Genomic DNA, 25,642 nt, shown 5'->3' with positions numbered 1-25,642 from the left:
CGCGGAGTGCAGTCTTGCTTCCAAAGTGCTGAGTCAAGAGTCAAGAGTCAGAGGGGCGGAGGGGCAGAGTTTTTATGCTTGTTAATGAGGCTTTGATACTCGTTAACGGAGTTCAAAGACTCGTTAATGGAGTTCCGAGGTGGATTCATCCAGTTCTAATTTTCCCGTGTTCTCCTACCCCTCTGCTTCCTCGATCACTACTAACTTACCGCCTTTGATCAACTTTAGTCGCTGTCCCCGCCACTCGATTGTGCTGCCCACAAAGCCATAGCACCATATAGCAAAATGTATTAAATCGCGCCAAGGAATGATCCACAAGAACTTTTTGGCAACTGAATCATTGAGAACTTTCACCCCAACAACCCAGCCCATTACCAACCGCATCATCCAAGTGATCGTTAACCCAGCCCAACCGACTACTGAACCTCTAGTAGTAATTAACAACAATAAACTAGTAACTATACCGTAGGTAAACAGCAATCCCAGATAACCCCAAGGGCGAGAAACGCGAATACAACGCGCCCAACGAATTTGACGCTGGATGGCATCAACTAAGGTACTAGTTGCTAAAACATGGTCAACTACATAGTCAGATAACACAACCTTGTAACCATCTTTGGCTGGTAGATAGCCCAGTTGAAAGTCATCCGCCAAATAATCAGCGATCGCTCCAAATCCGCCAATCAATTCCAGCACTTGTTTACGAATTACAATAGTGGAACCGAAAGCAAATTTTATCCCTTCTAGTTGATTACTGACTAAAACACCTGCATGAAAATCAGTGGCAGTCCCCAACGCCTCTAAAGTTGTTACCCATCCTTGTGCTAAGGAACGATACAGACAGGTGATAACACCAACGCTTTCATCTTTCAACGGCTGGACAACTCGTTGCAAATAGTCTTTCCCGACACGAATGTCACTATCGGCTATGAGTAGAATTTCATGTTTAGCGACGGTGACAGCATTCGCCAGATTACTGACTTTCAAGTTTGCGCCAATGATGCGATCGCTCACTACCAAATGAATATCCGTATCTGGAAACTGCTGGATAATTTTTTCGACAACTTCTATACCAGGGTCTTGGCGATCGCGCACAGCAAAGATAATCTGGTACTCTAGATAATCTTGTTGACAAAATGAGGCGAGGTTTTCGTAAGCATCGCTATCAACTCCACAAATTGGTTTGAGAATGGTAACAGCCGGATGGAATTTAGGAGTAATGGGATGGGGGTAATTCAAGAAAGCGATCGCTGCATAAATCCCATAGCAGTAAAACAAGACAGATGATAAACAAAGAATTAACAGCAAGACACTAATAATTGCCATGTAAATTTATGAATTATTAACACTTTGAAGTAAATCTTCCCATTCCCCATTTCCCCAGTCCCCAGTCCCCAATCTCTAATAAATCGTCATGAATCTAATGTACTTTCTTCTGCGATCTTCTTGGGGGATGGTGGCGATCGCGATCGTCACTGGCTTCTTGAGTGGTGGCAGTAGTGCTGGACTAATAGCCTTAATCAGCAGTGCTGCGACTCGCAGCAGCACTTCGCCCCTCACATCCATAGCTTGGGGTTTTGTGGGGCTGGTAATAGTGGCACTCATTACCAGTATTATTTCGCAAGTGATGCTGATTCGCCTATCCCAAAATGCCATCTTGCAACTACGGATGCGCTTAGGTCGCCAGATTCTAGCTTCAGAGTTAAGTCATTTAGAACAGCTAGGCAATCCTCGACTGTTAGCAACCCTAACAGAAGATGTACAGGCTGTGGCGAATGCTGTGTATGTGATTCCTTTCTTATGTATTGACCTAGCAATGGTCTTAGGCTGCCTGCTGTATATAACCTGGTTATCCTGGTTAGTATTTCTAATAGTTGTCAGTCTGATAGTTGTGGGAATAGGTAGCTGCCAGTGGTTATTGAATAGAGGAGGAAAATTACTCGCCCTCGCCCGTGAGGATCAAGACGTACTATTTAAACATTTTCGTACCATCACCGAAGGAGTCAAGGAACTCAAGCTCAACTATCAACGCCGTCAAGTTTTTTTGACAAAACATTTACAATCAACGGCTACTAAATTTCGTCGTCACAATGTTGATGGTTTGACACTGTTTGCTACAACTACTAGCTGGGGTAAACTCCTGTTTTTTTTCGCAATGGGTTTTTTACTGTTTGCACTGCCTTACTTACTAACCATCAGTCCTCAAACCCTCTCTGGTTATATCCTCACCTTTACCTACTTAATGTTGCCGATGGACAACATCGTCACCAATCTTCCCCAGCTTGGCAAAGCCAACGTTGCTTTACAAAAGATAGAATCGCTCGGTTTATCTCTAGCTAGTCGGGCTGAAGTATCGACGGTTCCACCTACTTTTAAATCTGACTGGCACAGCTTACAACTCAAAGGTATTACCCACACTTACCGGACAGATAAAGAAGACAGTAACTTTATCCTCGGCCCCATCGACCTAACATTATATCCTCAAGAATTAGTGTTTATCGTCGGTGGTAATGGCAGTGGAAAATCCAGCCTAGCTAAACTGATAGCCGGACTTTATATCCCAGAAGACGGTGAAATTTGGTTCGATAGAGAACTAATTAACCAAGATAACCGAGAGTGGTATCGCCAGCATTTTTCAGTAGTATTTTCTGATTTCTATTTATTTGAAGAACTTTTAGGTTTAGAAAATTCAAACTTGGATACTCAAGCAAAAAACTACCTCAAGCAACTCCAACTAGACCATAAGGTGAAAGTGGAAAATGGGCAATTTTCTACTACTGCTCTTTCTCAAGGACAGCGTAAACGATTAGCTCTGCTCACAGCGTACTTAGAAGACCGACCAATTTATTTGTTTGACGAATGGGCAGCTGACCAAGACCCAGTATTCAAAGAAATATTCTACACTCAGCTACTACCAGAACTACGGGAGCGAGGTAAAACAGTATTAGCGATTAGCCACGACGATCGCTATTTTCATCTAGCAGACCGAATAGTTAAATTGGAGTATGGCAAAGTGGAATTTGACAAGCCATATCATAAATAAAACCACATTTGATACGACTTATAAATAACAACTGAAGATTAAATTACTCTTAAACCGTGTAAGAGGGTACTCTTGCATCTAGAAAGTATCTGATATCTTCCTAACAACGACAAAGCTGTTGTCAGGTAGACTGATGAGTCGAATTAATGGATTTGTAGGACGTCGAGATTTTTTGAAATTGGCAAGTGTACTGAGCATTGCTGTTACTGCTTTTGGCCCTAGTATTTGGAGTAAAGAGCAAGCTGCTATTGCTGATATTCATCCAGACAATTCCAATCCAGTCAATCCTAACGAAGCTATCAAACGCTTACTGGATGGTAATCAAAGATTCGTACATCAAAAACGTCAATATCCCGACCAATCGCTGGAACGTTTGCAATTAGTTGCAAAAGCTCAGTATCCTTTTGCTTCTATTTTGGGCTGTGCAGATTCCAGAGTACCAGCGGAAATTATTTTTGATCGGGGGCTTGGAGATTTATTTGTCGTGCGAGTCGCTGGTAATGTCGTTAGTGACACTATTATAGGTAGTTTGGAATATTCTACATCAGTATTAGGTTCTCAATTGATTATGATTCTGGGTCATAGACAATGTGGTGCAGTGGCAGAAGCCATCAAAAGCGAGCCACTTCCTGGCAGAATCGGTTTAATTACTGAGGGCATCAAACCATCTTTAGCAAGAGCAAAGTTAACAACGGGTGATACAATTCAGGATGCCGTTATAGCCAATATTCAATATCAGGCTGAAAAATTACAGGAAAGCTCAACAATTTTGGCAAAATTTATTAGTGAAGGCAAACTCAAAATTGTTGGTGCTTGTTACGATATTGAAACTGGTAAAGTAACTGTTATTTCTTAATATATTGTCTACCTAATTAGACCGATTCAATAAATGATTGCAACAAATCCTTTGGTAGAGACGTTGCAATGCAACGTCTCTACATGGTCTATCTGTCACATTGTTTTTTTAATTGGTATTAGTCTCATAAAAAATAGGTAATACTAAAAAATATTACCTATTACTAATTTTCCATTCCCAAACCAAAATCTAGCTGATGTACGTCTAAATTCAAAAATCTAAACTCGGCCAATCTGGTTCACGATGATAGTGCATCATATTGTCAAATTTCCGCAGTTCCACTCGGTGAATCAAAAATTCTGGGGAATTTAACAGCCATTGCTGATTTAATCCAGAAAGCATTGTACTGAGGTTTGTACGGTCTAAATCTGGCGAAATTTCACCAAAATAGCCTAATGTAACATGGGCTGTGAAGTGATAATGCTGTTCAATACCCAAAGCAATTAACTTCGGATTTTGATAGATTGTGCGGCGAAATTGAATAATTTGCTCGTAGCAACGTTCATCCTGGGGTACTAAACAGACACCTACAGCTCTGGGCATGACTATCAATCCCAACACTTGCCAGTAAATTGGATTAGTCTCGCGTGTCATGGATTGTTGATATTGCTGAAAGATTTCAACACAGCAAGAGCGTAACTGTTGTTCAAATTCAGGATTTTTTTCATGAGCGTCACGATAAGCACTGTCCCAAATCAAGTCCGCCAAAGTCAGATGAAAGCTAGCAGGAGGTACAGGGATGATCAAATCACTGTTTACAGGTAACTGCAAAAGTTCCTGCTGATAAGCTTGTAACTTGGCATAGAAAGCGGAGTTTTGTGATTCTTCATCCGCAGATGGGGTAATTAGCGTATAGCCAGGAAAAGGTGCTGCAATTCTCGCCCCGGAATGCGGCTGAAATTTAGAAGATTCCTGGATATGCTGGACTTGGGATCTGTAGGCTTCTGGCAGCGTCATTCTTGCTACCCGATTTAAGTAAGTTTGATAGTTGTCGTCCAATCTTCTTAGCCTCTCGCTGTAACTTGATAGATTTTAGGGAAAATTACCCAAATTAACAGATTGATCTCAAAAGTATTTAGCTTTTTTGGTGTGATGCAAGCTGATAGTGGGAGATGAAGAGGAGGTACAGGAGAGGGGAAAGACTTGCTGCAACTTCCCCCTGCTCCCCTACAGCCTCCACTCCCTCACTCTCCTATCTCACTTTATTTTCCCGGAGGTTTGTCTGTGCCAATTTGTGTTTACTGGGGTGAAGACGATTTTGCCATAGAAAAAGCGGTTGCTCTTTTGCGCGATCGCGTCCTCGATCCCCTATGGACAAGTTTTAATTACACTTCATTTCCCCCAGATCAAGCTGATGCTGCGATTCAAGGGTTAAATCAAGTAATGACACCAGCTTTTGGCGCTGGTGGGCGCTTGGTGTGGTTGATAAATAATACTCTTTGCCAGCACTGTCCAGACAATGTGTTAGCAGAATTAGTAAGAACACTGCCATTAATCCCCGAAAACTCATTTTTATTGCTCACCAGCCGCAGCAAACCAGATGAACGCCTTAAATCCACGAAATTATTGAAACAATTTGCAACTGAGTTTCGAGAATTTCCGCTCATACCACCCTGGAAAACAGAATTATTAGTGCAATCTGTAAATCAAGCGGCTCTTGCTGTGGGCGTGAAACTGACTCCCAAGACTGCCCAATTATTGGCCGAGTCTGTAGGTAACGATACACGACTTCTCTACAATGAGATAGAGAAATTACGGTTATATGTCGAAGGTAGCAATAAGCCTTTAGACGTAGCCACCATTACACAGTTAGTCAGAAATACTACCCAAAATAGCCTACAATTAGCAGCAGCAATCAGAACAGGAGATACAGCTAAAGCTCTGGGAACATTGGCAGATCTCATCAATGCTTCTGAGCCTGGGTTACGGATAGTTGCAACACTGATTGGTCAATTTCGCACCTGGCTATGGGTCAAGATCATGATAGAAAGTGGTGAACGGAACCAACAAGCGATCGCCTCAGCTGTTGATATAGGTAATCCCAAACGTATTTACTTCTTACAGCAAGAAATCAAGTTCCTATCTGTAGAGCAGTTAGTCTCCTGCTTACCCCTACTACTAGAGTTAGAAATAAGTCTAAAGCAGGGAGCTTCAGAAATGACAGTACTTCAAAATAAAGTAATCGAACTGTGTCAAATATGTCGAGGAAGTTGACAATAAATATATAAAGTCTGATGGATTGAATGTTACCCGGAACTTACCACTCCTCAAATAATTCAAAGTCATTATCATATCCCTATTGCAGTTCAGCGTGTACACCAGATGAATAACATTTTCTCTTTCTTTTTTCTACCCAGCCGAAAGCGATATCTGACGATTAGCCCTAACGCTCAAGAACTCGCTCCCGCTGAGCGATCGCTGCGCCTCAAGCCGATGCTCAAACTTTTCTTTGCAGCGCTACCTCACCGTTACGCCTCTACTGTTTCTCAATCTTTGCTTTTGGGCTTAATAACCACTACGAGTGTGATTTACAGCACTTTGTCATTAAATTCAAAAGCTTACGCTCAAACAGCAGTTAACAATACTGAAATTAATAGCTACGCTCAAGCCGTATTAGCAATGGAGCCAGCTCGTCAACACGCTTTTGAAGAAATTAAAAAACTTATTGGTAGTGGAGAAATTCCCCAAATTGTTTGTAATGATGGTAATAGCATAAATGGTCTTCCCAGGAAGGCTCAAGATATTGCAGTGAATTACTGTACGCGCTCCCAAAAAATAGTTGAAGATAATGGTTTGAGCATTGATCGTTTTAACAAAATTACTATGGAAGCACAAAATAACAATAACTTAAAACGACAGATTTATAATACATTATTACGCCTGCAGAAAGCTCCTGATTTTCCGTAAGCAAAACTTGCAGATAATTTAGAAACTATTAGATTAAAAATGAATACTGTCACTTGAAGCTTAGGATTTAGCTAGTAGTAACCAATGACTATTATGAGCAATAGACCTCTTGCATAAGTCGAGATTTATTAAGTCGAACCACAGATAAACACAGATGAACACCGATATTTATCTGTGTTCATCTGTGTTTATTTTCGTCTTATTTCAATTTTTGCAAGAAGTTTAATTATGGCAATACGGTATTTTAGTTTAGTCTCATTAAATCTTTTGCACAAATATTCTAAAAACTATCTAAGCGTAAATTCAAACGATACATGAGCGTAAAGCGCCAGACTTCGATGTTTCAGCGTTAACTTCCACCAAACTGGGAATTGCAGAGATCGTAACTAGACCTCTTGCATAAATGCCTAAATTGTCATGTTGAGCGGAGCGAAACATCTCGGAGATTCTTTCCTGCGGAACCAAGGCGTAGCTTGCTTCTCCGTAGGAGTACCCTCCACTACGTTCTGGTCAGAATGACACTCATAATTTTTGGACTTTTACAAGAGGTCTACTATCTCTCTATGTCAATATTTTCATAATTCCAGTAAAATTAGCACTTCTGAGAAGGGTACAAAGTGCGTTTAGGTATTAGAAAAGTTTATTAATCAGATAATTATCAAATTTTAATAATAGGTATAGGATAAACGAGATAGTAAAAATAGATTAACTTAAATCATCATTATGGTTATGAGAAAGTTATTAGAAGTTGAAATGTTTGATGAGCGTCGTTTAGTTTCAAAAGAAAGAAGTCGAAACTATGAAGATGTTCTAGTTGTCGGTCATCCAGCGCCAATCTCTTTAAAAGACCTAGCTCCTTCCCAAAGTAAAGTTGTGATTTTAAACACTAGTGGAGAAGTTGAACTTTTTACTAGTCCCGACCAAATGATTTCTACACAAACTCCTCTTTCTCTGGAACAATTCCCAGAAATTAATCTCTTGTCAAAGACTTTTAGCGATCAGATCAAAGATCGTTCTTTACAAATAAGCTTTCAAGATGATGATGGTCGTCAGCTAAGCCAAGTACAACTGAAGTTGACTGTTGTTCGGGTTTGTCTAGATATTGATGCAGATCGGGATGGAGCTATTGAAGAAGATAATCCCCATAAAGCTGATTGGCAGTGGGGGATTAATGGTCATGGTGCAATCTTATTAGTCAATAGCGATCGCGACATTGTTTATTCCGATGAGCAACATGATGGTAAAGAAAGCTTAATCAAAGGTCTGCTCGATCTCAAAGATTTTAGCTTTATGATTGTTCGTAAAGCTGGTTTAAGAGATTTACCTTTTGGATATGAATTTTACTTGTCAGTTAACAAAGACACAGCCAAAAGGATTCGTATATATGATGAATTAGATAGAGATGGTTATGAGTTAATTGGCCCAGGAAGGACAAGAGCAAAAATTAGGGATACCGACCGAGATATTATCTTAGCTATTGAGGGATTAAGTTATCCTGATTTTGACTTTGATGGCATGGTTGAGATTACTTTAAGCCTCGTAAAAGATGAAAAAACTCTATACAGTGATCGAGTTATTTTCAGAGTCGCGCCTTGGATTATGACTCCTAATACTTTATCGCCGATAACAGTCTTTGTTTCTCGTTTATTAAATGGAGTTAACAAGGAATTTATTGAGGAACTAAGAAAAGTTGTTGGAAAAGCTAACGCGCAGCTAGATATTATTCCTTTTGAATTTCATCAGAATGACCGTTGGATGCAAGACGAGATTGAGATTGGTTATACTCAAGCTCCAGGACATTTGATGTACGTGGTGTTTGATTCTCCCCGCGATCGCGGATTAATTGACTTCCCCAAACGTAAACTTTTAGGCATTGACTTTGGTTATGTAACCCGCAAAAGCCGCTATTCAGCTACAAAGTTAGACTCTTTTGGTAATTTAGAAGTTTCTCCTCCAGTAACCGTCAAAGGCGTTCATTATCCCTTTGGTCGTCTAATCTTTGGAGGAACTCGCAAAGAAATTATCTCTGAGCCGCGTCGAATGTTAAAAGTCTTACGAGATTTTCTTTACGCGCAAAAAATTCAAGCACCTTTTGAAATCTTTTCTGATTGGCTGAGTGTGGGACATATTGATGAGTTTATGACTTTCGTCCCTACTCCCACATCTAAAGGATTTAAGCTACTTTTAGCTAGTCCTGACCAATTTTATAACATTCTCAAACGTTTACGAGAACAAGGTCATGCTCAAGTATTATTACGGCAGGGAAAACGATTTTCTAATAGACGAGCTGATATTAGTGTGTCAGATATTCTTAATGATGAAAAATTAACTGACCATAATCATCGATTTCAAGAATACATTAATTGGAATCGAGAGATTTTAAAACAAGAATTAGACTTAAACGAAGAAGATATTATCGAACTACCTGCTTTGTTTGAAGTTGATAGGGATGGGCGAGCAGAAACTTTTTCTCCTAATATGGTTAACATGATCGTTCTGAAGCAGCATCTTGGTATCCCTAAGCCTTTTGGCCCTAAGATTGATAACCAGTGCCAATTTGAAGCTTATGTTAAAGGGGTTTTAGAACCTTTAGGTTTAGTTTGCCATTTTATCGATGATTGGGAACCATATTTTCTAGGAGGAGGGGAAATTCATTGTGGGACTAATACCCGTCGGCAACCTTTTACTCAAAAGTGGTGGGAAGTTGAACCTGAATTTCTTTAAAAGTCATTAAAGTAACTAATGGTAGGCAGATACATCAATTACTCTGCCTCCTGCTACTCCTTGATTTAAGCCAGCAGTGTATTAATCAAAAGATTACTGAGTTAAGACAACACTTTGGTAAAGCATGTCATTCTTATTTGATCTAAATCGGGTTCGGAAGTCGATTGGTGTAGAAAACTCGTTTGCTAAAGATTTGAGCGATCGCACCGAGATGTTGCAGTACAGTATAGATTAGGGGATTCCACCGATATCGATGAAATCGGACGGAAGGACTTGGCAGAAAAACGGAATTCTATTTTCTATTCAGAATTCACTGAAGAACTTAGTTCTGGTAATAAAATGTATCTTCTGACATATAACAAATTGCTCTTAAGTCGAAGATGCATTATGTACTATGGTAGAGGATTTTTGGATTCTACTTCAGTATAATGTTTAGCAAGTAAATTCTTGGAGAAATAAAAATATCTCCGAGCTTTATCTAATTCCTATTGCCTTTTGTTAGAGATAAACAACTTTTAAAATAATGTTGTTAGCAGATAATTAATATTAGAAAAACAATACGAAACATGGATAAGATAAATAAACTTGATAGTACTGCAAAAAATTTGAGTCAGCATAGAATAGATACTGAAACTGAGATGAATTCTGAGTCATCATCTAACGAACTAGTAAAAACAAAGAAAACTATTGATATAGATGGTCAGCGCCCAGTCGATCCAAGTAACATTCAAGTTAAGGAAACAATTAATATAGATGGTCAGCGTCCAATCGCGAAAAATGAAAATCATTGTGACAAAACAATCAATATAGATGGTCAGCGCCCGATTGCCAAGAGCGATTTTCAAGAGCATGACACGCTAGCTGTAGACGGCAAACGTCCAATTGACCCTAATGATTTAGAGATTGATGAGATTCTTTACATAGACGGTCAACGTCCGATCACTAAAAATAATTTTCAAGTTCAGGATACTATAGAGGTAGATGGTAGCCGCCCAATAGTTTCAGATAACACTGTTGATTCGCAAATACTAACAGATTATATAGACTAAAATCACCAGCTTTTTTGACACTGTAAATCTAATAATAAACTCTCTGAATCGTTCCAGCTACTAATACACACTCACTCTATTATTTACGTTAAGTAATTTGATAGTAATCTTAATTGATTCCTGAAAAGATAACAAATTATTCCTTAGTTTTAAACTAAATAATAATTAGATTTCAAAAATCAATTCTGATTGCAGTACTAATCATCAACTGTAGCAAATGCCTGTCGCTTGGTGTGAATATTTTTCATGTGCTTCTTGACTGTATTTAGAGTAATGTAAAGCTTGACAGCAATTTCTTTATAGCTGTAGTTGCTTCTATAGAGAAACCAAATTTCGGCTTCTCGCGGAGTCATCTCAAATTTTTTAACTTCAGTGCGGGCTAAATTTTTTAAAGACTCATATCGATTTTCTATAGTTACTAATAAACAAGGCTCATCAAACCAATCTAAATCCAGCAATCTCACCCGAATGCGAAAAATATTTGACTTGTCGAGTACAAATTCATCTGACAGAATCATAAGTTGGTCAGAAAATTTGCTCCGACTGTTAAGTAATGTTTCGCAAAGATGCCAAATGGCCGACGGTACAAAATTATGGGTGAAATTGCCTTGATTAAATTGACAACAAAGACGAAGCGCAGATGCATTAGCATGAAGCAGTTCACCAGTCTCGGTTAAAATCAAGATACCGTCTTCTAGTCCTTCAATTACTTCTTGTAAGAAATAAGCTCGCTTTGAGTCATGCAAGTCAATATTATTTGGCTTTTGTGGTTTAACTACTATTTGTGCAAATGTCTTTGTTAGGGTAAACATATAAGGTACTTCAATGCCCAAAATACTGGTTATTTGTTAGGGGAGTTGAAATATGCACCCTCAATTTTGTGCATGATTATCTAAATAGATTTGGTGAATATTACACACCATCATGCTGTTGAAGCTAGATGTTTATGTAATTTATAACATCTGCTCTTAAAAGTGCTATAAGTCAACAGTTTCTATAGCCTTTTTGAATTAGCTAAGGCTACATAATTTAAATACAACTCTTAAATTGTCTATTTCGGAAGCAGTTTTTATTAAGTAGCGATCGCCGCAATAAAGCGTAAATATTTATACTTAGTCTTTTAATAAACTACATAATCAAATATCATTAAAATCAATATGTACCGAATTTTGGACTTTTCACCTTTGTGTCTTAGCGCCTTTGTGGTTCAAAAGTCAATTTTTAACCACTAAGACACCAAGACACTAAGAAAAACACATTACACTTTGAAAGGGCTAGTCACCAAGACTCACGCATTGACAAAAGAGTAAAATTTTATTTACAAGAAACCAGTATTATTAAAATATTTTTTAATAAGGTTATTTTTCAAAAGCAGTGTAGTTATTTAACTAAAATATTAGCTTTGATTTCACATTTGTCTAGAGTAAAAACTCATACAAAAACTAATAATAAATTTCCTAAGCAATTCACATTTGGATATATGGATATAAATTATACGTTAATCAAAAAATTAAGTATTAAGTACGTCCAACAAGGCTGGCGACTACTGTAGCCAATTCAGCTGGCTCAATTGGTTTAGGCAGATGTAGCTGATAACCTTCTTGTATAGCTCGCATCCGATCTTCTACTCTGGCGAATGCTGTCAATGCCGCTGCCGGAATTTTTCCTCCTTGTTCTGGAGATTGCGATCGCAGTTTGCGGATTAGAGAGTAACCATCTTCCTGGGGCATACCGATGTCACTGACTAAAACATCTGGTTTCCATACCAGAAGTACTTGTAATGCCTCTTGGACTGATGCTACTGCCTGAACTTCGGCGTGGTACTGTTGGAGTACTGTGGTGATAAATTCACGGCTATCGGCTTCGTTGTCTACAACCAGTACCCGGACGCCAAAGAGAGATGGGGGGATGGGGGGAGGGGGGGAAATGGGGAGAGGAGGAGAAGGTGAGGTTTGTTGATTCCGCAAAAGTGGCAGTTTGACTGTAAACGTCGCTCCTTGCTGCTCACCTAAACTATTCGCGTGAACAGTACCGCCATGCAGTTCTACTAAGTGATGCACAATCGCTAATCCTAGCCCCAATCCACCATAGGATCTGGTACTGGAACTATCAGCTTGACGAAAGCGATCAAATACATAAGGGAGAAAATCAGAACTAATACCAATGCCTGTGTCAATAACCTGAATTTGGGCATATTTGTCAGTTGTCAATTTTCCTACTCTATGGGAAACCGCTGACGCGTCTATGTCAATTGTTTGTTTTTCTTGACCACTAACTACTGATAATTTAACCTCTACCCGTCCGCCTGCAAATGTGAATTTAATGGCATTAGATAGCAGATTCCAGATTATCTGTTGCAAGCGTTCGGCATCACCAGAAACTAAGAATTGGGAACTGAGATCCTTAGACTCTCTAAGAAAGTCTTTTTCGGGGTGTTGAGGAATTTCAAACTTTGCTTGTTTAGCTTCATGTTCGTTATTAAACCCTAAATCTGAATCTTGTGTTTCCTTTGGAGAAACTAGGGAAAATCTCAAATCGATTTCCTTCGATTGGGCGGCTAAGCTAACAGTCTTGATCGCTGATTTAATAATCGGAACTAGATCGCAAGTATGAACATTTAGGCGTAACTTGCCTCTAATCATCCGTGAAATATCCAGCAGGTCTTCTACTAGCTGGGTTTGCGCTCTAGCATTGCGCTCGATTGTCTCCACAGCTCTATCTTTCTGGATGTCGTTAAGTTTACGGGAATGCAGCAGTTGTGCCCAGCCGAGGATAGCATTGAGAGGCGATCGCAATTCATGAGACAATATCGCCAGAAACTCGTCCTTCATCCGGTTTGCTTCTCGCAAATGTTCAGTTTGCTGCTGCAAAGATGCAATTAAGCTAGCACGTTCCATTGCGATCGCTATTTGGTCGCACACTGCTTGCATCATCCCTTTTTGATTCTCGGTGAAGCTAAGACGAGTACGACTACCAAAGCTAAGAGTCCCAAAAAGCCGCCCCTGTGCTATCAACGGGTAAGCACAATAAGCCTTAATACCTAGAGAGCGAATCAACTCTGTTTTCGGGTCAGTTGATTGCTGCACATTATCTACAGCAATTGGATGACGTTCTTGGGCTACATTACCGCAGATCGCTTGACCAAATGCCAGCCACTCAATTTCTTTTGCCGTTTCTGGAGAAATGCCACTGTAAGACTCTAGCCGCATGACCTGAGAACTTTCATCAACCAAATAGTTAAAGTAAACATCCAAACCAATTTGCTCTGAAAGTTTTCGGTAAACACTGTCAATCAGTGGTACTGGTTGCTGGCTCGATAGCAGATCACTAGCTGTATCAAATAGTAACTGGAGTCTTTTATAGCCCAAGGAAAGAGCTTTTTCCACCCGCTTGAGGTTGCTAATATCTTGAAACACCATGATACAGGTAGCTGGATAACCATACATCGCTGGCAAGGTATCTGCAAATATCAGTAGTGAACGCACACCTCCACTTGTATGCCAGTCCATCTCGAACTCATCGACACGTTCCCCACGCGCAACCCGCGCCCCTGGTGTTTGGTCATTGGGAATGGGATTGCCAGCTGCATCTGTGCAGTTGTAAACCGTGTGATACTCCTCGGCTGGAACTCCTTTAGGAAAATTGCCTCCAGCTAATATGTCAGCGGCTCGATTAGCGAAAGTCACCTGCGCTGTTTCTGGTTCAATAAACAGCAGTGGTCTTGGCATCAAGTTGAGCACATTTTCCAACCATTTTTGCTGATTCCAGAGTACTTCCTCTGCCTGCTTGCGGACTGTAATATCCAAAAATGCACCGATGCATCCTCTGGTCTTACCTTCTTCGTCAAACAGCGGTGCAACATATACTAACAGCTTGACGATTTTACCATTTTCCTGGATAATCTCAATTTCAGAATCCACAACTTCGACACCTTGAGCAGCAGCGTACTGCATGGGGAGTTCTTGTATTGGCAGTTCTCTACCTTCGCGGTAAACTTTATAGCTTATTTGTTTTTCGTCACTATGAGCGCTGAGGGAAACATTTATATCTGGTGATACCCCCAACTGCTTGGCAAAAGCGGGATTTACCCTGATAGTTCGACATTCCGAGTCTTCGGCGATTCCAACTCCGATAGGTATTACATCTAGTAAAGTTTGTAACTCAGCGACGCGACGCTGTAGATCCTTATTTAGTTGTAGTATGCGTTCCTCAGCTTGCTTTTGCTCAGTGATGTTGCGAGTCACCGTAGCTAAGGCTATTGGCTGACCTGTTTTGTGATCATTGACAGTGAAGATGTTGTAATCGACTGGTATTGCTTGACCAGTCTGGAGGTGCTGGAAGCAGAATTCTCCTTGCCACCGACCTTGTTTAAGTACAGTCGGTAAAATATGTTCTTGAAGATAGGCTTGGTCTTCGGGCATTACATAATCTAATATTGTCTTTTGCCTCACATTTTCCAGGCTGGAAAGTCCTACCAGTTTTTGACCCGCATCATTTATATAGAGCAATTTACCTTCAAGGGTGGCGATACCAATAAAGTCAGAGCTATTTTCTACCAGCGATACTAATTTTTGTTGCTCCGCTTCTGCTTGTTTGCGATCATGTAACGCGGCTTGCCGATCGCGTAGTGCAGCTTGCTGTTCGCTCAAGTCAAGGATAAACGCTACTAACTCGTCTTGTTTCTCTCCCAGCAGCACATAACCAACTAAAACTGGGATGCGGCTACCATCTTTGCGAATGTATTCTTTTTCGTAAGGCGTACAAGCACCGCTGGTATTTGCCTTTGCTTCTACGATTCCTTGCTTATCTAAGTATAAATGCTCTGTAGGCGTAATATTCTTCCAGCTGATCCTGCCTGTTAGCAGATCCTCCCGCGTGTAACCAATCATCCTGAGAAATTCATCGTTTGCCTGCTCAATACCACCATTCGCGTCGCCAAACATAATGCCGATGATGTTGGCATCTACGAGACTTCCCAGTTTATTTTCGTAAGCTCTCAATGCGTCTTGAGCGCTTAGGCGTAGCCTATCGGAGATATCGCGTTGGCTGCTTAAGCGTTCGATAACTGCCGCACTTTGCCAAATCAACACGGCAAAAATCACAATCAGGACGATGGCAAACACCGACACAGCAAACGCCGGATCGTATTTTCCTGCTCGTTGACCTTCAACGATTAACCACCCCACTACAAAAGGTACTGCGATCGCCGCAACTAACAAACGACGTGCAAGTAAACCCCCGTAAGTATCACTGATGACTACTCTCATTAGCCCATGTTCTGCCCGTGCCCACAAGATACCGATACCCAGTACTATGAACGATAGTGCTGTATGTAACGCCATTGATGTTGTATGAGGGGCAATGCCGTAGAGAATTTTTACTTTGTAGGCATAGCCCATGAGCGCCTGAAAGGAAGTCAAAATGGCTATCAAAGCTAAAATTTGTGCGAACCAATAGCCACGCTGGGTTTTTTGATAAACCAGATGCTCTAAAGCCACGCTGATTAGTATAAAGTTCAGTGCCGTATTCAACCCCATTCGCCCTGGATGCGATGTCGTCACAGAGGTTAGAGAGTCACGAAACAGCAGCTCATCAATGCCGAGATTCCAGCCGAGTAGATATTGACTGAGTGTGAGCGTAGCAATTACGGTAACTGCTATTGCACAAACTTTAGAAATTGTGAGATTGAGGGAGTGAAAAAGTAGGGAAGTGGAGGGTCTGGGGTTGATGGCTTTGGGAGAGTAATTTACAATTGTTCTTCCCCCTCTCCCCCTCTTCTTATTTCCCTCCCTCTCGCTTTGCTCCTCTTCCCCTTTCCTTCCTCTCAAATACAACCACAACGACACGCCTGAGAGCACAAAGCACAGTGCTGTGTTCACTTTCATTGTGGCGGGGCTACCAAGGAAGCCGCTCTTAATAACTTCGATGTCAAGCCACCAGCCAATCAGTACCAAGCTGCCAATCAAAATGGCGATCGCACTTGCCATTTGTGCCACCAACGAATGTACAGGGATTTGAAATAAATCTTGCAGCCGCAAGCGGTTGGCGTTTAACATTGAGGATTTTGTCACCGCATCTATCTAGGGCAGTAAAATTCAGTATTTCTTAGGAGCTAAGGGTTCATACCCCCTGTATTTTATGCTACCCCTTGACTTGGTTTTCATCTACCTATATGCATATTTTCTTGTTGGAAGTTTAAAGTTGGAATCATGATTGAGTAAAAATCTCGTCACGGAGTCAAAATAATTTGTAATTGTTTATTCAAGAGTCAAAAACTTTTTGACTTTTGACTCTTGACTCTTGACGCCCCTAATGAATCAGTGGGCAATTTGAATGCATTACAGCTTAAGTATCTTATGAAATGCTATTTAGAATTGCAGAATATGTCGCTTACCATCGTCTTGAAAGCGCTGCTCTGCAATGCCTACAAGTTCTACAATTACTTCACGCAGCGGAGGTGTCCATTTTCCCTCTCTCGGCGCAATTTCTACTACTGTTTGATTATTGGTAGTAGATACACTGAGGTTAATCAGAGAGTAATAGCTATCTTGATACTTTGTTGAATGCCCATCATCTTCAAAAAATTGATATTCATTATTACCACGCCAAACTCGGAACCGGAGTTGGTCGAGTGGTGCATCAACATACTGCATGACAGGTTGCATAGGAATGATCGCACCACCACGGACATAAAGTGGGATTCTTTCCAATGGTGCATGAGCCACAATGTGGATAGGGCCTTCGTAACGCTCGCCACTCCACCAATCATACCAAGTGCCAGCAGGTAAGTAGACAGTTCTATGCTCAACTCCAGGGCGGTAAATCGGTGCAGCCATCAGCGACGCACCTAGTAATACCTGATCGTAAAGAGTGTAGGTTTTAGGATCATTGGGGAAATGGTAAAGTAATGGTCTTAAAATCGGTGCGCCTGTTGTTGCCGCTTCCCAGAAAAGAGTGTAAATGTAAGGCAATAGCTGGTAGCGTAAATTAATATATTCTCGACAGATTTTTTCAGTGCGATCGCCAAATATCCAAGGTTCATGACGAGCGGTAGTCATCGCCGAGTGACCGCGCATCAATGGGTACAGCATTCCCACCTGCATCCAACGGGCGAATAATTCAGCCGTAGCATTACCAGCAAACCCGCCAATATCGCAACCCACAAACGCCACACCAGAAAGCCCCATATTACAAAGCATTGGCAGAGACATTTCTAAATGCTCCCACAACGAATGGTTATCCCCCATCCACACGGCAGACCAGCGCTGTACACCAGCATAACCCGATCGCGTTAACACAAATGATCGCTCTGAACCGCGATGCCGTTGCAACCCTTCCAAGCAAGCTTTAGCCATCATCAACCCATACAAGTTATGCACTTCTCTATGAGTAGAAGATGCAGAGAAATTCTCCCCCTCTCCCCCTGCTTCCCCTGCTTCCCCTACTCTCATTCCTCTCCCCTGCGGTGCATCTAGAGGAAACCAAATTTTTTCCCCCTCATCACCGAAAGGGCGATCATTTATAGCAGGTTCATTCATATCATTCCAAATTCCTGCCACACCAATGTCAGTTAGGCTTTTATGTAAATCACCCCACCAGATACGTACATCAGAACGTAAAAAGTCAGGAAAAACAGCTTTATCAGGCCAAACGTAACCATGAAACAATTCACCATCGGCTTTACGCACAAAGTAGTCTTTTTCTATACCTTGGTCAAAAACGTGATAATTGGCTTCTGATTCATACTTCACACCTGGGTCAATAATTGTTACTGTTTTGAAACCATCTTGTGCTAGATCACTAATGAGTTTTTCCGGGTTAGGAAAGCGCTGAGGACTCCAAGTAAATACGCGATAACCTCGCATATAGTCGATATCAAGGTGGATGACATCGCAAGGAATGTGGCGTTGGCGAAATTCCCGCGCCAGTTCTCGCACCACAGTTTCCGATTCATAACTCCAGCGACATTGATGATAGCCAAGCGCCCATTTCGGCGGTAACGGCATTCTCCCCGTTAACTGAGTGTAGGTACGCAATATTTGTGCAGGTTCGGGGCCATAAATAATGTAATAATCCAATTCACTGCCACGAGTTTCCATCTTCCAGACACCTGGTTGTTCGACACCGATATCGAACTGACTCCAAAACGTGGTGTTGAAAAAGATGCCATAGCTAACGTCTGGACGCAAAGCCATAAAAAACGGGATGGCTTGGTACATTTCATCAGTCAGTGCATCGTAATCTAAGGCATCTGCTGTCCAATTAGTTTTTACTTCGCTGAGTTTATCTAGAAAGCCTGTGCGTTCACCAAAGCCATAGAAATGTTCATCAGTTGCAATTTCCTTCCATCCTGCAACTGCACCCATGCGCCAACCCATGCTCATTTCCGCATCTTGGGCAAACGGACGATTAGCCTTGTCGAAGCAGGCGATACGACAGTTTTGCCGCTCGACGCACACGCGAATCTGTTCTGTTTCAATTTCCACCATTGCTTCAGTTTCTTGCACTGCAAAAGGTGTTGTTGACCATTCTGCATCATCTAACGTCACTGCCCAAGAACGACGGGGTATAAATTCCCCAGTTGGTGTCAAACGCACGCGGATTAAATTGGGGGCAAGTATACTAATTTTGAGACGTGAGTTGCCACAGTCGAAATTGATCGCTTTATCACTCCAGTTTACGGCTTGTACTTTATCAACTATTGTCCAAGGTTGGCTGGTTGTAGGTAGTTTTCCGAAATATTGTGGCATATCACTTGTTAGACAGGTAAAAATCTTTCCGCATTCATGATTACAGACCTAACCATCCTCAAACTCCTTCTTTCGCTAGAAGTTGTATGAAAAATTAGCAGATATTTTTTAGCAAGTTAATTTGTAATTGTCGAAATTTTTTCTTGTTCTTCCGAAGACGGTGCAGAAGTTGCCGTTACTACTCTTGCACTCTTTCTCTGTAAATTATTTCAGGAAAAAAGCACATTGGTACGAGATTTAATTAAGCAAATCACACTTTTTTTGGCAGTGGGAGTTGAAGCCTGTGCCGCTTTTGTGATTGGAGTTGCTGCTGTGGAAGCGACAATAAAAGCATTTCAACTTTTTTTTATTCGCCGTAATGTACCAGAAGAAGCAAAAGATGAATTACGGTTGCGTCTTGGTAGATGGTTGACAGTGGCGTTGGAGTTTGAATTGGCTGCGGATATTCTGCGTACAGCGGTTGCGCCAACATGGGATGAAATTGGTAAGCTGGCAGCAATCGTAGTTTTGCGGACTGTTTTAAACTTCTTCTTGCAAAGAGAAATCGAAAAATCTGCTGCAAACAAAAGCAATGTCCGCAAGTGATATTTTCTGTTTTAATTTTTGGATTTTTCTCATTGAGCTAATTGGCTCAGTTCTGCTGATGATATATACGACGTCTGACGCAAGCTGCTTCGCATCTACGCTGCAATAATTACATAGAGTTCAACGAGTCTATAACGAATGCCTTTCGTTGGAAGCTCACGTAATAATTGTGCTAATTCTTGTAGTTTGAAATTGCGTCCCTGGACGGTATTCACTGTCAAACCGATGCTAAATGAAGGAACTTGCGGCATTGAATCCTTAACAAATTAATGAACAGTAGTCACAGATAAAATACTGGTAAATTTGTCTGCTTTTTTTGGCAGTTCTTTGCTGGGCGATTGCTTCATTTATCACAGCAAATAAGCAGCATGATGGTTAAGAAATGCTCATAACCTAGATATAGAGCGGTAATTGCAGATTTTGATCTAACTTCTTTATTGTGATAATCTTAACCTAGTATGCACGGAGAACAAGTCATGGAGATCACACTAACTACCGCAGAAACTCGAGCTATTTTGCAGGGCTGTCAACGTACTTTAAGACTTGCTCGGAATAATCCAATTTATCGCCAACGCTCTTTTCAAACTTCCAAATATTTTTCAACTTCAAACCACGTTGTCATAGATGACGCCTTTCATCCTCTTAGTGAAGCTGATGAGGTGCTTGAGAAGTAAAACTTAACACGTTTAATTCTCTCTGTGGAATGTAGTCAAAGCTAAGACGTAAGTTTACTATGTGCCTACTGATATAAATGCCATCTACATAGTAAAACTACACAAAGGTGAGAAAACATGATTAGTGACAAAATTACTTACCATTTGACTCAACCAGAGCAGTTAAAGCGTGTAGACACAGATGAGTTAGCTGTTATTCGTAATCGCCGCGCTGCCAAGCGTTTTAGAATACAGCAAACTCTCAATGAGCGCATTCTAGAAACAATTGCGATCGCCTCCATTGTAAGTGCTAGCTTTTTAGGGATAGGCGCGTTGGGATGTTGGGGGCTAGAAACTATAGACGCTTTGGCAAAACCTGCGGTACTTAGCTCTCAAGAGTGGCGTGACCGAAAACATATCTGCTTAGGTTGGATGCTAGTCGGATTTTCCAGCTTTCTTGCTAGTAGTTCATTGGGTGAAAAGCCTGATCAACGAAGCTGAGTATTAATGTCTGCACTCAAGGAATATAGTACGTATTTCTGTATAAGCGATCGCGTTTGGGATTGCTCTATGGTTACTTATGGAGATTGAGGAGAAACGAACCGCCAAGGCGCAGAGAACGCAGAGGAAGACATAAGAGGTGTGGTTTTTGAACAGTGAAAACCCTTCGGTAAGCGTAGCAAAGGGCTAAAAATAATATTTGTTCGAGAGGTCTTGTGCAAAGTATAGATTTAATCCTGCACACTTAGGACAATATTTTAGCTGGTTAAACTGACCACTTTACAGAACTAAAATAACCGCACTCTTCTTTCTCTGCGCTTTCTGCGCCTTGGCGGTTAGTTTCTTCCAAAACCCGCAAAGCTAACGCTTGAACTTTGGCAACAACTTCTTCTCTCGTATTTCCATAAGCCAGCACGCCGGGAAAACCAATCACTTCAGCCAGAAAGCGTCCATCGTCTTCTTGTTCAATCTCTATCGTGAAGTTCATAACGTCTGAAGGTATTGTAGTAAAAGTGATTCCTGTATAAGACAAACATTTATATGACTTCTGTTGATTCTAGCAAGCATAAAAAGGCCAGAGCTTTAAAACCTACTAGCCGCCGCCCTGCGAAAGAACTCTGTAGTGAGTGCGGACTGTGTGATACATACTATATTCACTATGTCAAGGAAGCCTGTGCCTTCATTAATCAGCAGATAGGTGAACTTGAAGAAAAAGCGCATACGCGATCGCGCAATCTCGATAACCCCGATGAACTCTACTTCGGTGTTCACCAAGATATGATCGCGGCGCAAAAACAGCAGCCCATAGCAGGCGCACAATGGACGGGTATTGTCAGCACCATTGCCATTGAAATGCTCAATCGCGGCTTAGTTGAAGGTGTCGTCTGCGTGCAAAACACTAAAGAAGACCGATTTCAACCTATGCCCATCATTGCCCGTACCCCAGAAGAAGTACTAGCAGCACGAGTAAATAAACCAACACTTTCGCCTAACCTTTCCGTATTAGAACAAGTCGAAAAATCGGGGATGAAGCGGTTATTGGTAATTGGTGTTGGTTGCCAAATCCAGGCACTACGAGCTGTAGAAAAACAACTTGGTTTAGAAAAGCTTTATGTTTTGGGTACGCCGTGTGTAGATAATGTCAACCGCGCCGGGCTGCAAAAATTCTTAGAAACAACTAGCCGATCGCCTCAGACAGTTGTGCATTACGAATTCATGCAAGACTTCCGAGTTCACTTCAAACATGAAGATGGTTCCACAGAAACCGTGCCATTCTTTGGTTTGAAAACCAACCAACTCAAAGATGTCTTTGCCCCATCCTGTATGAGTTGCTTTGATTACATCAACTCCCTAGCAGATTTAGTCGTCGGCTATATGGGCGCACCCTTCGGTTGGCAATGGATTGTAGTTAGAAATAACACAGGCAAAGAAATGCTGGACTTGGTAAAAGACCAATTAAACACCCAACCAGTGATGTCCAAAGGTAATCGTAAGGAAGCTGTACAGCAAAGCATCCCTGCTTATGACAAAGGTGTTACCCTTCCCATGTGGGCTGCAAAATTGATGGGTGTGGTAATTGAAAGAATTGGGCCCAAGGGTTTAGAATATGCCCGGTTTTCTATTGATTCTCACTTCACGCGTAATTACTTGTATGTGAAGCGGAATCACCCGGAGAAGTTAGAGGAGCATGTGCCGGAGTTTGCTAAGCGGATTGTTGGGCAATATAAATTACCGGAGTGATTTCTCACGCAGAGACGCAGAGGCGCGGAGAGTTTTTAGAGACTGTTGACTACCCGTGAGATACCGTATTTGATTAGTGAGACGTTAAAGTTGATTAACAATCCAACTCGCTTATCGGCAAGACGTAGGTAGGTTAATAACTGCTTTTTGTGTACTGGATGAACAGATTCCACTGATTTGAGCTCAACAATTACCTTATCTTCGACTATTAAATCAGTGCCAAAGCCTTCCTCCAAAACAACACCCTCATAAACTACCGGAATTACCACCTGTCTTCTAACCTGTAACTTTCGCCTCCTTAACTCAAAATCCATAACTGTCTCATAAACTGATTCCAGCAAACCCGGCCCCAAACTCGTGTGAACCTTGTAAGCAGCATCCACAATTGCACCTGAAATCTCATTCTCAACCATTACCCTTCATACCTCACTCTCTGCGTCTCTGCGCCTCTGCGTGAGATAATCCTAACTCATGTTCTTTATACAACCATCATTAAGCACTCCCTACTACATCGATCGCAGCCTCCAAAGCGATCGCCACATGAGTCCAATGAGTCCCTCCTTGGCAATAAACCACATACGGCTCACGTAAAGGCCCATCTGCCGAAAATTCCAACGTACTCCCCTCAATAAAAGTTCCTCCAGCCATAACTACCTGGCTCTCATACCCCGGCATTTCATCTGGAACTGGATCAAGGTACGAACCAACTGGAGAATGCCGTTGAATGACTTTACAGAAAGCAATGAGTTTTTCGGCAGAACCAAGTTTAATTGCCTGAATCACATCCCCACGAGGAGCAAAAGGTGCGGGATTCACTGCATAACCAAGTTTGTCAAATATATAACCAGTAAGATAAGTCCCCTTCATTGCCTCTCCTACCATTTGCGGAGCCAAAAATAAACCTTGGAAGAGGAGGCGATTTTGGTCAAAAGTAGCACCACCATAACTACCAATACCGGGAGCAGTGAGGCGACAAGCGGCTGATTCCACCAAGTCATCTCGACCGGCGACATAACCGCCAGCATTCACAATAGTGCCACCAGGATTTTTAATTAAAGACCCTGCCATTAAATCAGCGCCTACAGCAGTGGGTTCTCTTGTTTCGATAAATTCGCCGTAGCAGTTATCTACAAAGCAAACGGTGTTGGGGTTTTGTTGTTTAACTAAGTGAACGATTTTTTCAATATCGGCAATTGATAAACTAGGACGCCAAGAATAGCCACAAGAACGCTGAATTAACACTAAACGCGTATTTTCAGCCACACTAGTGCTTAAAGCTTGCCAATCTACTGTTCCGTCCAGGGTTAGCTCTAATTGGCGGTAATTTATGCCAAACTCGATAAGGGAGCCTTGACCATGACCCCGTAAACCAATGACTTCTTCGAGCGTATCGTAGGGAGAACCGACCACTGCTAACATTTCATCTCCAGGACGGAGTACACCAAACAATGCACAAGCGATCGCATGAGTTCCCGAAACGAACTGCACCCGCACTGCTGCTGCTTGAGCACCCATCACTTCAGCAAAAACTTTATCTAAAGTTTCTCGTCCTAGATCATCATGTCCGTAACCAGATACACCAGCAAAATGATGTGTACCTACACGGTGATTACGAAATGCATCCAGGACTCGTTTAAGATTATGCTTGACCTGAGTGTCAATTACAGAAAAAATTTCTAACAGTGCCAGCTCTGCTTGCCGCACCTGTTCCAAACTGTTCATTAATTTCCTCGTTCACAAAAAATTATAGATATAGGGATTTTCTGATCCCGCTTTCCTAGGCTGAACAATTTCAATTCAGGTTTCTGCATGACAATTGCTACTTCAACTAAACCTCAAATTAACTGGGTTAATACCCTATTTTTCATTGGACTGCACATCGGCGCTCTTTTTGCCTTTGTTCCTGGTAACTTTAGCTGGACGGCAGTTGGTGTGGGTTTCTTGCTGTACTGGGTAACTGGTGGTTTAGGCGTTACTCTAGGATTTCACCGCCTTGTTACCCACCGCAGTTTTCAAACTCCCAAGTGGCTAGAGTATCTCCTGGTTTTCTTTGGAACACTCTCCTGTCAAGGAGGCCCAATTGAGTGGATAGGGACACATCGCATTCATCATTTAAACTCTGATACTGACCTTGATCCCCATGATTCTAATAAAGGCTTCTGGTGGAGTCACATGGATTGGCTGATTCATTATTGTCCCGCTCACGCTGATGTTCCTCGTTTCACCAAAGACATTGCCGAAGACCCAGTTTATCAGTTTTTAGAAAAATATTTCATTTTGATCCAGGTTGCTCTAGGTGTATTGCTGTTGCTCCTGGGTGGCTGGCCGTTCGTTATTTGGGGGATTTTTGTTCGGATTGTCTGGGTTTACCATTGCACTTGGTTGGTGAACAGCGCCACTCATAAATTTGGCTATCGCAGCTATGATTCTGGTGATAGATCGACTAACTGCTGGTGGGTAGCCGTACTAGTTTTCGGCGAAGGCTGGCATAATAACCATCATGCTTTTCAATACTCAGCTCGTCACGGGCTGGAATGGTGGGAAATCGATTTAACTTGGATGACAGTGCAATTACTGCAAGTACTTGGTCTAGCTACCAATGTGAAACTGGCAGACAGAAGGCAATAAGTCATTAGTCATTAGTCCTTAGTCATTTACTAGGGACTAACGACGAAAGACTTTCTATGTAATCAATAGTATCTGCCAATTCAAAATTGGCCTCAAAAAGCTACTTAAAGGTGTGCTTGGATACATTAAATTGCTATAATTCAAAGCGCTAATGTTAAGAAACTTTGCGGCAAGCCACTTTATTGGTGACTTGGTGGAGGAGTTTG

Annotated in this window: 20 protein-coding genes; 11 read left to right on the top strand and 9 right to left on the bottom strand. The window is 41.5% G+C overall.

Annotated features, from left to right (window positions below):
* Window positions 1-174: 174 nt before the first annotated feature.
* Window positions 175-1,326: a bacteriohopanetetrol glucosamine biosynthesis glycosyltransferase HpnI gene (gene hpnI / locus HCR01_RS03230; RefSeq protein WP_193194471.1), complete on the bottom strand. Its 1,152-nt coding sequence runs from the start codon at window positions 1,324-1,326 to the stop codon at window positions 175-177.
* Window positions 1,327-1,414: 88 nt separating this feature from the next.
* Here hpnI and HCR01_RS03225 point away from each other — a divergent pair, with 88 nt between their 5' ends.
* Together HCR01_RS03225 and HCR01_RS03220 are read left to right on the top strand one after the other, a co-directional pair.
* A complete protein-coding gene (locus HCR01_RS03225; RefSeq protein WP_193194469.1) occupies window positions 1,415-3,043 on the top strand; it encodes a cyclic peptide export ABC transporter in 1,629 nt (542 codons plus the stop codon).
* Window positions 3,044-3,176: 133 nt separating this feature from the next.
* Window positions 3,177-3,899: a carbonic anhydrase gene (locus HCR01_RS03220; protein ID WP_193194467.1), complete on the top strand. Its 723-nt coding sequence runs from the start codon at window positions 3,177-3,179 to the stop codon at window positions 3,897-3,899.
* Window positions 3,900-4,109: 210 nt separating this feature from the next.
* Here the strand turns inward: HCR01_RS03220 and HCR01_RS03215 are convergent, their stop codons facing one another.
* Window positions 4,110-4,898, bottom strand: coding sequence for a DUF1868 domain-containing protein (locus tag HCR01_RS03215; protein ID WP_193194465.1), 789 nt, complete (start codon window positions 4,896-4,898; stop codon window positions 4,110-4,112).
* A gap of 225 nt (window positions 4,899-5,123) precedes the next feature.
* On the opposite strand from HCR01_RS03215, the gene holA reads away from it, so the two are divergent.
* From holA to HCR01_RS03195, 4 genes are all read left to right on the top strand, one after another.
* Window positions 5,124-6,113 carry a DNA polymerase III subunit delta gene (gene holA / locus HCR01_RS03210; RefSeq protein WP_193195189.1) on the top strand — a complete coding sequence of 330 codons (990 nt, stop codon included), beginning with the start codon at window positions 5,124-5,126 and terminating at the stop codon, window positions 6,111-6,113.
* 219 nt (window positions 6,114-6,332) lie between these two features.
* Window positions 6,333-6,806 carry a DUF4168 domain-containing protein gene (locus HCR01_RS03205; protein WP_193195187.1) on the top strand — a complete coding sequence of 158 codons (474 nt, stop codon included), beginning with the start codon at window positions 6,333-6,335 and terminating at the stop codon, window positions 6,804-6,806.
* Window positions 6,807-7,535: 729 nt separating this feature from the next.
* Window positions 7,536-9,530, top strand: coding sequence for a protein-arginine deiminase family protein (locus HCR01_RS03200; protein ID WP_193195185.1), 1,995 nt, complete (start codon window positions 7,536-7,538; stop codon window positions 9,528-9,530).
* Between the two features lie 566 nt (window positions 9,531-10,096).
* Window positions 10,097-10,579 (top strand): hypothetical protein, encoded by a 483-nt coding sequence (locus tag HCR01_RS03195; protein ID WP_193194463.1) that lies wholly within the window; start codon window positions 10,097-10,099, stop codon window positions 10,577-10,579.
* 197 nt (window positions 10,580-10,776) lie between these two features.
* Here the strand turns inward: HCR01_RS03195 and HCR01_RS03190 are convergent, their stop codons facing one another.
* The 3 genes from HCR01_RS03190 to HCR01_RS03180 form a co-directional block, all read right to left on the bottom strand.
* The gene (locus HCR01_RS03190) at window positions 10,777-11,391 is read right to left on the bottom strand and encodes a helix-turn-helix transcriptional regulator (RefSeq protein WP_193194462.1); all 615 of its coding nucleotides are present in this window, start codon (window positions 11,389-11,391) and stop codon (window positions 10,777-10,779) included.
* Between the two features lie 705 nt (window positions 11,392-12,096).
* Window positions 12,097-16,635 carry a PAS domain S-box protein gene (locus HCR01_RS03185; RefSeq protein WP_193194459.1) on the bottom strand — a complete coding sequence of 1,513 codons (4,539 nt, stop codon included), beginning with the start codon at window positions 16,633-16,635 and terminating at the stop codon, window positions 12,097-12,099.
* A 312-nt stretch (window positions 16,636-16,947) separates the two neighbouring features.
* Window positions 16,948-19,329: a glycoside hydrolase family 31 protein gene (locus HCR01_RS03180; protein WP_193194457.1), complete on the bottom strand. Its 2,382-nt coding sequence runs from the start codon at window positions 19,327-19,329 to the stop codon at window positions 16,948-16,950.
* A 225-nt stretch (window positions 19,330-19,554) separates the two neighbouring features.
* On the opposite strand from HCR01_RS03180, the gene HCR01_RS03175 reads away from it, so the two are divergent.
* Window positions 19,555-19,914 (top strand): DUF1622 domain-containing protein, encoded by a 360-nt coding sequence (locus tag HCR01_RS03175; RefSeq protein ID WP_193194455.1) that lies wholly within the window; start codon window positions 19,555-19,557, stop codon window positions 19,912-19,914.
* Window positions 19,915-20,009: 95 nt separating this feature from the next.
* On the opposite strand, the gene HCR01_RS03170 is transcribed toward HCR01_RS03175, so the two are convergent.
* Window positions 20,010-20,165, bottom strand: a complete 156-nt coding sequence (locus HCR01_RS03170) for a hypothetical protein (protein WP_162398738.1) — start codon at window positions 20,163-20,165, stop codon at window positions 20,010-20,012.
* Between the two features lie 225 nt (window positions 20,166-20,390).
* On the opposite strand from HCR01_RS03170, the gene HCR01_RS03165 reads away from it, so the two are divergent.
* Both HCR01_RS03165 and HCR01_RS03160 read left to right on the top strand, forming a co-directional pair.
* Complete coding sequence (locus HCR01_RS03165; RefSeq protein ID WP_193194453.1) at window positions 20,391-20,588, top strand: hypothetical protein; 198 nt, start codon at window positions 20,391-20,393, stop codon at window positions 20,586-20,588.
* A 117-nt stretch (window positions 20,589-20,705) separates the two neighbouring features.
* Entirely contained in the window at window positions 20,706-21,068 is a 363-nt protein-coding gene (locus HCR01_RS03160; RefSeq protein ID WP_193194451.1) for a hypothetical protein, read from the top strand.
* A gap of 265 nt (window positions 21,069-21,333) precedes the next feature.
* Here HCR01_RS03160 and HCR01_RS03155 read toward each other — a convergent pair whose 3' ends face one another.
* Complete coding sequence (locus HCR01_RS03155) at window positions 21,334-21,555, bottom strand: type II toxin-antitoxin system HicB family antitoxin (RefSeq protein WP_226889099.1); 222 nt, start codon at window positions 21,553-21,555, stop codon at window positions 21,334-21,336.
* A gap of 53 nt (window positions 21,556-21,608) precedes the next feature.
* Here HCR01_RS03155 and HCR01_RS03150 point away from each other — a divergent pair, with 53 nt between their 5' ends.
* Complete coding sequence (locus HCR01_RS03150) at window positions 21,609-22,808, top strand: Coenzyme F420 hydrogenase/dehydrogenase, beta subunit C-terminal domain (RefSeq protein ID WP_193194449.1); 1,200 nt, start codon at window positions 21,609-21,611, stop codon at window positions 22,806-22,808.
* A gap of 35 nt (window positions 22,809-22,843) precedes the next feature.
* On the opposite strand, the gene HCR01_RS03145 is transcribed toward HCR01_RS03150, so the two are convergent.
* A complete protein-coding gene (locus HCR01_RS03145; RefSeq protein WP_193194447.1) occupies window positions 22,844-23,221 on the bottom strand; it encodes a GxxExxY protein in 378 nt (125 codons plus the stop codon).
* A 79-nt stretch (window positions 23,222-23,300) separates the two neighbouring features.
* Window positions 23,301-24,530: an aminotransferase class I/II-fold pyridoxal phosphate-dependent enzyme gene (locus tag HCR01_RS03140; RefSeq protein WP_193194445.1), complete on the bottom strand. Its 1,230-nt coding sequence runs from the start codon at window positions 24,528-24,530 to the stop codon at window positions 23,301-23,303.
* An 87-nt stretch (window positions 24,531-24,617) separates the two neighbouring features.
* Between HCR01_RS03140 and HCR01_RS03135 the strand changes: the two genes are divergently transcribed.
* Window positions 24,618-25,436, top strand: coding sequence for an acyl-CoA desaturase (locus HCR01_RS03135; protein ID WP_193194443.1), 819 nt, complete (start codon window positions 24,618-24,620; stop codon window positions 25,434-25,436).
* The last annotated feature ends 206 nt before the right edge of the window (window positions 25,437-25,642 follow it).

This window comes from Nostoc sp. MG11 (assembly GCF_014904695.1).
Lineage (GTDB): Bacteria > Cyanobacteriota > Cyanobacteriia > Cyanobacteriales > Nostocaceae > Komarekiella.
Note: the sequence above shows the minus strand (reverse complement) of the source record. Positions and strands in the feature narration are given on the sequence as shown.